This is a genomic window from Shinella curvata, assembly GCF_022899935.1.
GTDB lineage: Bacteria > Pseudomonadota > Alphaproteobacteria > Rhizobiales > Rhizobiaceae > Shinella > Shinella curvata.
Map to the genome: position 1 here is coordinate 845,002 of NZ_JALJCJ010000002.1, position 12,837 is coordinate 857,838.

Annotated in this window: 12 protein-coding genes and 3 tRNA genes; 10 read left to right on the plus strand and 5 right to left on the minus strand. The window is 63.6% G+C overall.

Going from position 1 to position 12,837, the window contains the following annotated elements:
- Window position 1 precedes the first annotated feature (1 nt).
- Window positions 2–1,537, minus strand: coding sequence for a histidine ammonia-lyase (gene hutH, locus MUU55_RS10140; RefSeq protein ID WP_244760645.1), 1,536 nt, complete (start codon window positions 1,535–1,537; stop codon window positions 2–4).
- Between the two features lie 41 nt (window positions 1,538–1,578).
- Window positions 1,579–2,802, minus strand: a complete 1,224-nt coding sequence (gene hutI, locus MUU55_RS10145; protein ID WP_244760646.1) for an imidazolonepropionase — start codon at window positions 2,800–2,802, stop codon at window positions 1,579–1,581.
- 115 nt (window positions 2,803–2,917) lie between these two features.
- Here hutI and MUU55_RS10150 point away from each other — a divergent pair, with 115 nt between their 5' ends.
- On the plus strand, window positions 2,918–4,264 hold the full coding sequence (locus tag MUU55_RS10150) for a formimidoylglutamate deiminase (RefSeq protein WP_244760647.1): 1,347 nt from the start codon (window positions 2,918–2,920) through the stop codon (window positions 4,262–4,264).
- A 19-nt stretch (window positions 4,265–4,283) separates the two neighbouring features.
- A complete protein-coding gene (hutC, locus tag MUU55_RS10155; protein WP_244760648.1) occupies window positions 4,284–5,090 on the plus strand; it encodes a histidine utilization transcriptional repressor HutC in 807 nt (268 codons plus the stop codon).
- Window positions 5,091–5,092: 2 nt separating this feature from the next.
- On the opposite strand, the gene MUU55_RS10160 is transcribed toward hutC, so the two are convergent.
- The 3 genes from MUU55_RS10160 to MUU55_RS10170 form a co-directional block, all read right to left on the minus strand.
- On the minus strand, window positions 5,093–7,051 hold the full coding sequence (locus MUU55_RS10160) for a CHASE2 domain-containing protein (protein ID WP_244760649.1): 1,959 nt from the start codon (window positions 7,049–7,051) through the stop codon (window positions 5,093–5,095).
- A gap of 241 nt (window positions 7,052–7,292) precedes the next feature.
- Window positions 7,293–7,742, minus strand: coding sequence for a DUF3597 domain-containing protein (locus tag MUU55_RS10165; RefSeq protein WP_244760650.1), 450 nt, complete (start codon window positions 7,740–7,742; stop codon window positions 7,293–7,295).
- Between the two features lie 235 nt (window positions 7,743–7,977).
- A tRNA-Val gene (locus MUU55_RS10170) sits at window positions 7,978–8,053 on the minus strand.
- Window positions 8,054–8,295: 242 nt separating this feature from the next.
- Between MUU55_RS10170 and MUU55_RS10175 the strand changes: the two genes are divergently transcribed.
- The 8 genes from MUU55_RS10175 (at window position 8,296) to MUU55_RS10210 (ending at window position 12,823) form a co-directional block, all read left to right on the plus strand.
- Window positions 8,296–8,372 (plus strand) — tRNA-Asp (locus MUU55_RS10175).
- A gap of 47 nt (window positions 8,373–8,419) precedes the next feature.
- Window positions 8,420–8,496: transfer RNA gene (locus tag MUU55_RS10180), tRNA-Asp, on the plus strand.
- Between the two features lie 136 nt (window positions 8,497–8,632).
- A complete protein-coding gene (locus MUU55_RS10185) occupies window positions 8,633–9,520 on the plus strand; it encodes a prohibitin family protein (protein WP_244760651.1) in 888 nt (295 codons plus the stop codon).
- A 266-nt stretch (window positions 9,521–9,786) separates the two neighbouring features.
- Window positions 9,787–10,152, plus strand: coding sequence for an NADH-quinone oxidoreductase subunit A (locus MUU55_RS10190; RefSeq protein WP_117371859.1), 366 nt, complete (start codon window positions 9,787–9,789; stop codon window positions 10,150–10,152).
- Entirely contained in the window at window positions 10,143–10,724 is a 582-nt protein-coding gene (locus MUU55_RS10195; RefSeq protein WP_244760652.1) for a NuoB/complex I 20 kDa subunit family protein, read from the plus strand. Before MUU55_RS10190 ends, MUU55_RS10195 begins: the two co-directional genes overlap by 10 nt.
- An 18-nt stretch (window positions 10,725–10,742) precedes the next feature.
- Entirely contained in the window at window positions 10,743–11,348 is a 606-nt protein-coding gene (locus MUU55_RS10200) for an NADH-quinone oxidoreductase subunit C (protein WP_244760653.1), read from the plus strand.
- Window positions 11,349–11,396: 48 nt separating this feature from the next.
- Window positions 11,397–12,587: an NADH-quinone oxidoreductase subunit D gene (locus MUU55_RS10205; RefSeq protein WP_244760654.1), complete on the plus strand. Its 1,191-nt coding sequence runs from the start codon at window positions 11,397–11,399 to the stop codon at window positions 12,585–12,587.
- Window positions 12,587–12,823: a hypothetical protein gene (locus MUU55_RS10210; RefSeq protein ID WP_244760655.1), complete on the plus strand. Its 237-nt coding sequence runs from the start codon at window positions 12,587–12,589 to the stop codon at window positions 12,821–12,823. Before MUU55_RS10205 ends, MUU55_RS10210 begins: the two co-directional genes overlap by 1 nt.
- Window positions 12,824–12,837 lie beyond the last annotated feature (14 nt).

The following is a 12,837-nucleotide window of genomic DNA, read 5'->3' on the forward strand; positions in this document are numbered from 1 at the left end:
CTTATGCCTCCAGCACGGGCAGGATGCCCTTCGTCACGGAAGCGGCGAGCGCGCCCGAGGAGACGAAGGTGCTGGCGGCGGCAAGATCCGGCGCCATGTAGCGATCTTCCTCCAGCGTTGCCACGACGGTGCGCAGCGCCGCCACGACCTTCTGCAGTTCCGGGCTGGTGGTGAGCGGCGCGCGGAAATCGATGCCCTGCGCGGCAGTCAGCGCCTCGATGCCGATGATGGCGGACAGGTTTTCCGTCATGCGCAGCAGGCGGCGCGCACCGTGGCAGGCCATGGAGACGTGGTCTTCCTGGTTGGCGGAGGTCGGCGTCGAATCGACCGAGGCCGGATGCGCCATCTGCTTGTTCTCGCTCATCAGCGCGGCCGAGGTGACTTCCGCGATCATCAGGCCGGAGTTGAGGCCCGGCTTCTTGGCGAGGAAGGCCGGCAGGCCGAAGGAGAGGGCGGGATCGACCAGCAACGCAATGCGGCGCTGGGAAATCGCACCGATTTCGCAGACCGCAATGGCGATCTGGTCGGCGGCGAAGGCGACAGGCTCGGCATGGAAGTTGCCACCCGAGACAACGCTGTTGTCCGAGAGAACGAGCGGGTTGTCCGTCACGGCATTGGCTTCGATTTCCAGCGTTCGGGCGGCCGAGCGCAGAAGGTCGAGGCAGGCACCGTCCACCTGCGGCTGGCAGCGGATGCAGTAGGGATCCTGCACGCGCTCGTCGCCGGTAATGTGGCTTTCGCGGATGACGGAGCCGGCAAGCAGGGCGCGCAGCGAGGCGGCGGCATCGATCTGGCCCTTGTGGCCGCGCAGCGTGTGGATGTCCGGGTGGAAGGGCGCGGAGGAGCCCATGGCGGCATCGGTGGACAGCGCGCCGGTGGCAAGGGCCGCCTGTGCGGCGCGATGGGCGCGAAAGAGGCCGGCAAGCGCAAGCGCGGTCGAGACCTGTGTGCCATTGATGAGGGCAAGGCCCTCCTTGGCGGCAAGCACGACGGGCGCAAGGCCGGCCTTGGCGAGCGCTTCACCGCCGCGCAGCCGTTCGCCGGCATAGAAGGCCTCGCCTTCGCCGAGCATCACGGCCGTCATATGGGCGAGGGGGGCGAGGTCGCCGGAGGCGCCGACAGAACCCTGTTCCGGAATGACCGGGATGACACCCTTGGCCTGCATGGCTTCGAGGAGGCGTACGATCTCCATGCGCACGCCGGAGGCGCCGCGACCGAGCGATATCAGCTTGAGCGCCATGATCAGGCGCACGATGTTTTCGGCGAGCGGTTTGCCGACGCCGCAGCAATGCGACAGGATCAGGTTGCGCTGAAGCGTCGCCACGTCAGCGGAAGCGATCTTGATCGAGGCGAGTTTGCCGAAGCCGGTGTTGATGCCGTAGACCGGTTCGTCGCCGGCGGCGATTTCCGCGATGCGGGCGGCGGCTTTCTGGATGCCGGCGTCGAAGGACGAATCGAGCTTTGTGGCCTCGCCCGTCCAGTAGATGGATTCAAGCGTTTTCAGGGGCACGGAGCCCGGGTGAAGGGTGATCGTCATGGTTCATTTCCCGATGCAGCCTGCGGCTGCGCAAAGAGCGATTATTGTCCGCTGCGGATACGGGCAAACATGGGGTTGAAGCCCATGCGATAGACCAGTTCCGCCGGCCTGCCGATGTCCCAGAGGACGAAATCGGCCCACTTTCCGGCTTCAAGCGTCCCCACTTCATCGACCAGACCCAGCGCGCGCGCAGCCTCGCGCGTCGTGCCGGCAATGCAATCCTCGACGGTCATGCCGAAGAGGGTTGCCGCCATGTTCATGGTCAGAAGCAGAGAGGTGAGCGGCGAGGTGCCGGGATTGCTATCGGTGGCGACGGCCATTTTCACGCCGTGCTTGCGGAAGAGATCGACCGGCGGCTTCTTCGTCTCGCGGATGAAGTAGAAGGCGCCCGGCAGAATGACGGCGACGGTGCCGGCCTTGGCCATGGCGGCAGCACCCGCATCGTCGGTATATTCGAGGTGATCGGCCGACAGTGCGCCGTAAGAGGCGGCAAGGGCTGCGCCGTGCAGGTTGGAAAGCTGGTCTGCGTGCAGTTTTACGCGCAGGCTATGCGCCTTGGCGGCATCAAAGACCCTTGCCATCTCTTCGGTCGAAAAGGCGATACCCTCGCAGAAGCCGTCGACGGCATCGGCAAGCCCTTCGGCTGCGACCGCTGGCAGCATCTCGTTCACGACCTTGTCGATATAGGCAGTCTTGTCGCCGTTCATTTCCGACGGCAGCGCATGAGCACCGAGGAAGGTGGTGCGAACGGTGACGTCGCGCTCTTCAGCGACCCGGCGGGCGGCGCGCAGCGACTTCAGTTCGTTTTCTGTGTCGAGGCCGTAGCCCGACTTCAGTTCGACGGTCGTCACACCCTCGGCGATCAGCGCGTCGAGGCGGGGCAGGGTCTGGCGCACGAGGTCGTCCTCGCTGGCGGCGCGCAATGCCTTGACGGACGAGACGATGCCGCCGCCGGCCCGCGCGATCTCCTCATAGGAGGCGCCGGCAAGGCGAAGCTCAAATTCGTGGGCGCGGTCGCCGGCATGAACCAGGTGGGTGTGGCAGTCGATGAGGCCCGGCGTAATCCACCGGCCTTCGCAATCGATCGTTTCCGCAGCGGTGAATTCGGCTGGCAGGTCGGCTTCGGGGCCGGCAAAGGCGATGCGGCCGTCAACGACGGCGATAGCGCCGCTTTCAACGATGCCGAGGCCCGGCAGGCTCTCCTTCAGTGTCGCGAGCCGTGCATTGCGCCAGACGCGGGCCGTGTTCTTTTCCGTTGCCGTCATGGTGATTGCCTCTTCCCTGTGATGGAGATAATGTATATACATAATAACGCCGGACGCAAGCGCCAATTTACCGAGCGGGCGTCGGCATCGACAAACGGGAAGGGAGGGGCGGGCCATGGCCGTCATTCATGCAAAGCAGGCGTTGCTTGCCAATGGTTGGGCGCAGGATGCGCGGATCGCGATCGAAGGCGGCCGCATCGCATCGCTGGAAACCGGTGCCGCCGCACAGGCAGGCGACGAGCGCCACGACACGATTGTCGCCGGCATGCCCAACCTGCACAGCCACGCATTCCAGCGTGGCATGGCGGGGCTCGCGGAAATGCGCGGGCCGGGCAGCGACAGTTTCTGGAGCTGGCGCAATGTCATGTACCGCTTCGCGCTTTCCATGACGCCCGACGATGTGGAGGCCGTAGCCGCCCAACTCTACGTCGAGATGCTGGAGGCCGGCTTCACCCGCGTCGGCGAATTCCACTATCTGCACCACGACAAGGATGGTGGCCACTATGCAGACATCGCCGAGATGGCCGCGCGCATCGCCTCGGCTGCCTCCGAGACCGGCATCTCGCTGACGTTGCTGCCCGTCTTCTATGCGCATGCCGGCTTCGGCGGCACCGCGCCGGGCGAGGGGCAGCGCCGGTTCATCAACGACCGTGAATCCTACGTCCGCCTGCTGGAGCGTTGCCGTTCGCTGACGGATGCGTTGCCGGCGGGCATCACCGGCGTTGCCCCGCATAGTCTGCGCGCCGTGACGCCGGACGAGCTTTCCGCCGTCGTGGCGATGGCTGGCGACAAACCGATCCACATCCATATTTCCGAGCAGGTCAAGGAAGTCGAGGACAGCATCGCCTGGTCCGGGCGCCGGCCGGTCGAATGGCTGCTCGACAACCAGGATGTCGATGGCCGCTGGTGCTTCATCCACGCCACGCACATGACGCAAGCCGAAACGCGCGGCATGGCGCAGGCCGGCGCCATTGCGGGCCTTTGCCCGATCACCGAAGCCAATCTCGGCGACGGCACGTTCCCGGCATCGGAATTCTTTTCTGACGGCGGCCGCTTCGGCGTCGGCTCTGATTCCAATGTGCTGATCGGTTTGCCGGATGAGTTGCGCCAACTCGAATATTCGCAGCGCCTGCTTCACCGCGCCCGCAATGTACTGGCCGCGCCCGGCGGCTCCACCGGCCGTGCGCTTTTCGACGGTGCGCTTGCCGGTGGTGCTGCGGCGCTTGGCGGGAAGGCGGGAATCACGGCCGGCAACGCGGCCGACTTCGTCAGCCTCAAAACCCGGCACGGCCTTGATCTTTCCGCGGATATGTTGCTCGACAGCTGGATCTTCGCCAACGGCGCGGATGTCGATTGCGTCTGGGTGAATGGCCGCAAGCAGGTCGAACGCGGCCGCCATGTGGCGCGAGAGGCGATCGGCCGACGCTTCACCGCAACCATGCGGGCGCTTGCCGAGGCTTGAGCCCGCATCGAAAGGCGCTATGACTTTCCCACCGGGCGATTCCGCGCCCGGCAAGCCGGAGGCCATCATTTCCACCGACGAGGACACGACGCGAACCGAAGCCAGAGAGCCTTCGCTGCACCGCCGCATCCTGGAGGATGTGGAAGGCAGGATTCTCTCGGGCGAGTGGCCGCCGGGCCACCGCATTCCTTTCGAGCACGAACTGACAGAGTATTACCAGTGCTCGCGCATGACGGTGAACAAGGCGATCACCGAACTCGTCAAGCGCGGCCTCATCGAGCGCCGGCGCAAATCGGGCAGCTATGTCACACATCCGCACGCCCAGTCCGCCGTGCTGGAAATTCACGACATTCGCCTCGAAGTCGAATCGCTCGGCCTGCCTTATCGCTATGAACGGCGCACGCGTATCGACCGTGCGGCGAAGGCGGGCGACCGCCGCCTGATGGAGCTTGCCGATTCAGCACGGGTGACGGAGATCTCTGTCCTTCATTTCGCGGGCTCCCAGCCGTTCTGCCTGGAGGAGCGCCTGATCAATCTTGCGGCGGTGCCGGAGGCTCTTGAGGAAACGTTCGACGATCTCTCTCCCGGCGCCTGGCTGATGAGCCGCGTGCCGTGGAGTGCCGCCGAGCACCGCATCCGCGCCGTCGGCGCCGATGCCCGTACCGCCGAACTGCTGGCGATTGCGCCGGGCACGGCCTGCCTCGTTGTCGAGCGCCGCACCTGGAGCGGCGGCGCCTACATCACCCATGTGCGGCTGACCTATCCGGGCGAAAAACACGAACTCGTTGCCGAATTCGCCCCGAACCATCCCAAGCAGATCGCCTGACGTCAGGCGCCGCCGGCAAACTGTTCCGCCCTGATCGTTTCGTAATACGGGGCGAGTGTCGGGTTCGCCTGGGGCAGCGTATCGAAGGACGGATCGTCCGCTGTCAGGTGCCCGGCATATTTATCCTCGATGAAGCGTGCATGCGTTGCCTTTGCCTCATCCGGCAGGTTGCGCACCGCGGTGAAGACGGGGGCGGCGCTCGTGCGGCCTTTCACGGTGATGCGGTCGAGTTCGAGCACGGCGAAATGCGGGGCGGCGAGCTGTGCCGTGCGCTCGCCGATCAAGAGCGGCACGCCGTAGTTCTTCGAAGCGCCTTCGAGACGTGAGGCGAGATTCACCGCGTCGCCCAGCACGGAATAATCGAATCGCTGGGAAGACCCCATGTTGCCGACCACGCAATCGCCGGTGTTGATGCCGATGCCGATGCGCAGCGCGTAATAGGCGGCGCCGACGGCTGCCGCCTCCGCGCGAAGCTCGATATTGAGCGCCTTCATGGCATCGAGCATGTCGAGCGCCGCCGCGACGGCATGCTGGGCATGCTCGTCATCGTCGAGCGGCGCGTTCCAGAAGGCCATCAGGCAGTCGCCGATATATTTGTCGATCGTTCCACCATGCTTCAACACGATGTCGGAGAGCGGGGTCAGCAGCCGGTTGATCAGCGTCGTCAACTGCTCCGGATCGTCCTTGAGGGCTTCGGCGATGGTGGTGAAGCCGCGCACGTCGCAGAACAGGATGGAGAGGATGCGCCGTTCGCCACCGAGCTTCAGCTGCGACGGATCGCGCGCCAGCCGCTCGACGAGGGCCGGCGACAGATATTGCGAGAACGCGCGCACGATTTCGCGCCGTTGCCGGCGCTCCTCCGCATAATCGAAGGCCGTCTGGCCCACGGCGACGAAGAGCAGCGCGAGCGTGGGACCAACCGGCGAAACGAAAACATTGGCCTCCCGGATCAGAACGAAGCTGAGCAAGCCGAGGAGCAAGGTGGCGAAGAGACTGAGCGCGACCGTTTCCCAGCGCGTCGCGCGGCGTACGAAAACGGCGGATATCAGCGCGGCAAGCGCAATGGCGCCGATGGCGGCCGGCGGGCCGGCCTGCCGGATAGCGGCCCCCGCCGTCAGGTTGTCGAAGATCGTCGCCTGAATTTCCGCCCCGGGCACCAGTTGGCCGGTATGCACGGTATAGGAGGTCGCGAAGGCGTCCGCGCCTCCCGAATTGATGACGGGCGCATTTTGCAGGCTGAGGCCGACAATCACCACGCGGTCCTTGAACGTATCCTTCGGCAGCATGTTTTCCGGATCGAGCGCCTGATAGTAGGAGACCGTCGGATAGCTGCGCGAGGGGCCGAAGGATTGCAGCAGCTTGCCGTCGGGCGAGACCGCCGCCCGTCCGGCAATGCGGGCGAGCGATCGTGCGAAACCGTCCTCGTAACGCGGCAATTCCCGGAAAACCCCGTCGCCGCCAAGCGTTATCGAGGCGATGCCGGTCACGGCACCGGTCGCGGTGAAGGCGGGAAGTGGCGTGATGCGCAGCAGCTGGTCGGCTTGCGGCGTGACGATCATGCTCTCGTCTCCCGCCAGCACGACATCCGGGCCGAGCGCCTTCGCGAGGGCCGCGTCAGAAGCCGGATTGGAGGGCTCGGCGAAGATGATGTCGAGGCCGATGGCGGTGGCCCCGGCCCGGCGAAGGCCTTCGATCAGGCGGGCATGCAGCTCGCGTGGCCAGGGCCATTGCGCGTTGATTTCGGCAAGCGAAGGCTCGTCGATCGCCACAATGATCGGGCTGTCCGCCGGCGGACCGGGTGCATCGAGCGTCGAAAGATAGTCGAAGGCGCGCAGATCCGCGAGCGACCAGGCGGGAAGCCGCGCCAGCGCCGAGACGAGCGCGATGACCGCGAGGGTCAGCATCGCCAGCCGCCGCGAGCGCTGCGACCAGCGGCCTGGAAGACGAACGGCAAGGGTCATGCGGCGCTCCCGGCCAGGAAAGGGAGGGCAGCGGCTTCGAGCCGGCTGGACGGGGGCGGGAGGTTGTACATGCCGCCAGCACTCGCCATCCCCCCGGAAAAGTCAAGCGGTCCGGCACGGCTTTCCGGGCGCGCATCGTGGTAAACCAGCCCAATGCAGACGAGGCCGGATCACCTTAAGCGATGATCCGGCCCCGCAATGTCTGAGGCGCACCGGTTTTATCGGCGGGCCCTTTCGTCGATCAGTCCAGCAGATCGGCAGGAACCTTGCCGCCGTTCTCGGCAAGGGCCTTCATCAGCGCCTTGTGGAGCCAGACGTTCATGGTGGCGGAATCGCTCTTGTCGCCCGTATAGCCGAGTTCGTCCGCAAGCTCCTTGCGGGCGGCAAGGCTGGAGTCGAGATCAAGAGCCTTCATCATGTCCACGATGGAACGCCGCCAGTCGAGCTTCTGGCCGTTTTTCTTGACGGCAGCATCCATGATGGCGGCGACATCGACCGGAGCGGCGCCGGCCGCCTTGTTCTCCGCCGGTGTCGCGACCGATTCCTTGCTCGTCGTCGATGTTGCGGAGACATCGGCGGTCACCGGCTTGACGGCTTCGGCCGTGACCGTCTCCCTGGAGGCGGTTTCAACGGGCGCGTCCTGCGCTGCCTTGCCGAAGAGCTTTTCCTTGATGGAACTAAAGATACCCATATGTGACTCCCTGTTGATCTTTGCCGCCGCTGACCCGGCATCAGGGAATAATAGGGAGCGTGTCCGTCATTTCAATGAACCCTGTCGCGCGGTGGCGCTTGCCGGTGGCGTGGCGTCGAGAGGCGCCGGTTCGATGCGGTCGACGGGCATCTTGCCAATCATGCGGACAAGTATAGGGGGAACGTCAAAGCGCCCTTAGAGGGCTCTGCATCTGACCGGAAATTCTGGGAGATAATGGTGGGCGATGACGGACTCGAACCGCCGACATCCTCGGTGTAAACGAGGCGCTCTACCAACTGAGCTAATCGCCCGCCGCGTTGGTGGCTGTGATCTATGCGGAACCGGATCGAACCGCAAGAGGCAATCGTGAAGTTTTTCGCATTTTTTTGAACGGCCCCATGGAGATGCAAATGGGTGTGGAAACATTTCGCACCGCGTCATTGTTTTGTCTTGAAACCTGCTTGACACCCAAACACGAACCCCGTAGTTAGCCGCTCATCGAACGGCTCAAGGCCGCTCGGGACGGGTGGTTCACCCGGACGCTTTCGAGGATGCGGGTGTAGCTCAGTCGGTTAGAGTGCCGGCCTGTCACGCCGGAGGTCGCGGGTTCGAGCCCCGTCACTCGCGCCACTCGAAAGGCCGGATGATCATTCGGGACCGCAAGGTCCACAAGATGCGCGGGTGTAGCTCAGTCGGTTAGAGTGCCGGCCTGTCACGCCGGAGGTCGCGGGTTCGAGCCCCGTCACTCGCGCCATTCTTTCTTTTTCTCCGGGTAGTTGCCGTTTTTTCCTCACGTAACGCGTCACGTGTCGATTCCCACTTTTCGTCCCGAATGTTTTCGGCCCCTCCTTCGTCTTCGTATAGCTTGCCTGATCGAAGAGGGGATTCGCATGCGTTACGTCACCATGGCTCTGTCCGGTTTTGCGGCGCTTGTCGCGCTCAGCATTCTCTTTGGTTCGTGGTTCACCATCGATCAGGGCGAGCGCGGCGTGATTCTGCGCTACGGTGCCGTTTCGGGTACGGCAGATCCTGGCCTCGGCTTCAAATTGCCGCTGATTGATTCGGTGGTGCGAATCTCCGTGCAGTCCAAGGCGATCGTCTATGAAAAGATGGAGGCTTATAGCCGCGACCAGCAGCCGGCCGATATCCGCCTTTCCGTGAACTATCGAATCCCCGCCGATCGTGTGGAGACGGTCTATGCCAACTACGGCGGCGAGGACGGGCTGCTTTCCCGCCTGATCGAGCGCAAGGTTTTCGAGGAAACGAAGACCGTGTTCGGCCGTTTCAATGCGGTGACGGCCATTCAGGAGCGCGGGCGGTTGAATTCCGAGGTTGCTGCCGCGATCCAGGAAGGCATTGCCGGGCCGGTGCTGATCGAAAGCGTGCAGATCGAGAACATCGACTTTTCCGAAGCCTATGAGGCGAGCATCGAGCAGCGCATGCTGGCGGAGGTCGAGGTGCAGCGCCTGCGCCAGAACGCCGAGCGAGAAAAGGTGCAAGCCGAGATCACGGTGACGCAGGCGCGCGCCCAGGCCGATGCCCGCCGCGCCGAGGCGCAGGCGCAGGCCGATGCGGTGCGTCTTGCCGCGCAGGCTGAGTCGGAGGCGATCAAGCTCCGGGGCGAGGCAGAGGCCGAGGCAATCAAGGCACGCGGCGATGCATTGAAAGACAATCCCGGTCTCGTTTCGCTGACGCAGGCGGAGAAGTGGGATGGGCAGTTGCCCCGCACCATGCTGCCCGGCGGCTCGGTTCCCATGCTCAATCTGAATGCGAACTAGCGGATGACGTGTCGTTTTCTTCGCAGCTGCGGCGAAACGTCTCGCAGCCGGGCCGTCATGAAATCGTAACGATTTAAATGGGCTCGGCTCCCGCCTTTCGAGGTCGCCGGGAAAAGAACACAATGATTACGGCGAAAGCCGGACAAAGCCTTGCGCAGACACGCTCGCTGCGCTAACGACATGGCGTTGCAACATACTTTCTCGGCTTGCAGGTCTTGGACCAACAGGCGTCTCTCCGGCGCCGACAGCAGGCAGGATGGACGCCAATGACTGAACTTCTCGGTTCCTATCTCCCGATCGCCATCTTCATCGGTATCGCGCTCGTTATCGGCATTGCACTGCTGGTCGCGCCGTTTGCCGTCGCATACAAGGCACCCGATTCGGAAAAGCTTTCCGCTTACGAGTGCGGCTTCAATGCGTTTGACGATGCGCGCATGAAATTCGACATCCGTTTCTATCTGGTGTCGATCCTCTTCATCATCTTCGACCTCGAAGTCGCGTTCCTGTTCCCGTGGGCTGTGTCCTTCGGTGAGCTCGGCTGGTTCGGCTTCTGGTCCATGATGGTCTTCCTTGGCGTGCTGACCATCGGCTTTATCTACGAATGGAAGAAGGGAGCACTCGAATGGGAGTAGCTCATACAAGCAACACGCTCGTTGCCCCGCAGGCGAAGGGGATCATCGATCCCAATACCGGCAAGCCCATCGGCAGCAACGATGCCTATTTCGGCGAGATCAACAATGAGCTCGCCGACAAGGGGTTCCTGGTCACCTCGACGGACGAGCTCATCACCTGGGCCCGCACCGGCTCGCTGATGTGGATGACCTTCGGTCTTGCCTGCTGCGCCGTGGAAATGATGCAGCTGTCGATGCCGCGTTACGACGTCGAGCGTTTCGGCTTTGCGCCGCGCGCCTCGCCGCGCCAGTCAGACGTGATGATCGTTGCCGGCACGCTGACCAACAAGATGGCGCCCGCGCTCCGCAAGGTCTACGACCAGATGCCCGAGCCGCGTTACGTCATCTCGATGGGCTCCTGCGCCAATGGCGGCGGCTACTATCATTATTCCTATTCGGTGGTGCGCGGCTGCGATCGCGTGGTGCCGGTCGACATCTACGTACCAGGCTGTCCTCCCACGGCGGAAGCGCTCCTTTACGGCGTGCTCCTGCTGCAGAAGAAGATCCGCCGGACCGGTACGATCGAACGTTAAGGGCAGGGGACTTTAGACATGAGCGAAGCCCTCCAGGAGCTTTCCTCCTACATCGGCGAAGCGGCCGGCGATCTCGTGATCGCCTCCGACATCGCCTATGGCGAACTCACGCTGAAGACGGACGGTGCGCGCATCCTCGATCTTCTGACCTTCCTGCGCGATGACGTGCAGTGCGGTTTCGTCAATCTCATCGATGTCTGCGGCGTCGACTGGCCGGCGCGCGCCGAGCGTTTCGACGTGGTCTATCATCTGCTGTCGCCGCGCCAGAATCAGCGCGTGCGCGTCAAGGTCGCGACCGGCGAGGACGTTCCCGTTCCCTCGGCTTTCTCGGTCTATCCGGGCGCCGACTGGTTCGAGCGCGAAGCCTACGACATGTACGGCATTCTCTTCACCGGCCATCCGGACCTGCGCCGCATCCTCACCGACTACGGTTTCGAGGGACATCCGTTGCGCAAGGATTTTCCGACGACCGGTTTCGTGGAGGTGCGTTATGACGACGAGGTCAAGCGCGTCGTGTACGAGCCCGTCGAACTGAAGCAGGAATTCCGCAACTTCGACTTCCTCTCTCCCTGGGAAGGCACCGATTACGTGCTGCCGGGCGACGAGAAGGCGAAGACGAACTGATTTTGGGTCGGGCGACCCGTTAGGGCGCCGGCCTCTGGAGCAAGCGGCATGAACGAGCACAACGTTCGCAATTTTAATATCAACTTCGGCCCGCAGCATCCCGCGGCGCACGGGGTTCTCCGTCTGGTTCTCGAACTCGACGGCGAAATCGTCGAACGTGTGGATCCGCATATCGGCCTGCTGCATCGCGGCACCGAGAAACTGATCGAGACGAAGACCTATCTTCAGGCCGTGCCCTATTTCGACCGCCTCGACTACGTGGCACCGATGAACCAGGAGCATGCCTTCGCGCTCGCAGTCGAAAAGCTGACGGGTACGGAGGTGCCGATCCGCGGCCAGCTGATCCGCGTGCTCTATTCGGAAATCGGCCGTATCCTGTCGCATCTGCTCAACGTCACGACGCAGGCCATGGACGTCGGTGCGCTGACGCCGCCGCTCTGGGGCTTCGAAGAGCGCGAGAAGCTGATGGTGTTCTATGAACGTGCCTGCGGCGCGCGCATGCACTCGGCCTATATCCGTCCGGGCGGCGTGCACCAGGACCTGCCGCACGAGCTGGTGGAAGACATCGGCAAGTGGATCGACCCGTTCCTGAAGACCGTCGACGATATCGACGAGCTGCTCACCGGCAACCGTATCTTCAAGCAGCGCAACGTCGATATCGGCGTCGTGAAGCTGGAAGACTGCTGGGCCTGGGGCTTCTCGGGCGTCATGGTGCGCGGTTCGGGCGCTGCCTGGGACCTGCGCCGTTCGCAGCCTTACGAGTGCTATTCCGACCTCGACTTCGACATTCCGATCGGCAAGAACGGCGACTGCTACGACCGGTACGTCATCCGCATGATCGAGATGCGCGAATCGGCCAAGATCATGCGCCAGTGCGTCAACCGCCTGCTTGGCGACGCGAAGGTGGGTCCGGTCTCGTCGGTCGACGGCAAGATGGTTCCGCCGAAGCGCGGCCAGATGAAGCGTTCGATGGAAGCGCTCATCCATCACTTCAAGCTCTACACCGAAGGCTACCACGTGCCAGCCGGCGAAGTGTACGCGGCCGTCGAGGCGCCGAAGGGCGAGTTCGGCGTCTATGTCGTCGCCGATGGCACCAACAAGCCCTATCGTTGCAAGATCCGTGCGCCGGGTTATGCCCACCTGCAGGCCATGGATTTCATCTGTCGCGGCCACCAGCTCGCCGACGTTTCGGCGATCCTCGGCTCCCTCGACATCGTGTTCGGCGAGGTTGACCGCTGATGCCGAAAGTTGCCTTCGCCGCCATCGTGCTTCTCGTTGCCACCGCTGCCCATGCGCAGGAAGCGGATGTGAGCAACGCTGCCAAAACGATGGGTCAGCTCGTGAGCGAAGGCTACGAAATCAAGGCGGCGGCGCCGAACGGCAGCCGCTACGTCATCTTCATGCAGAATGACAAGTCGGCCTATGCCTGCGAATTCGTCAATACGACGAACACGCAGTGCAGGTCGATCAACTGAGACAAGGCGTTACA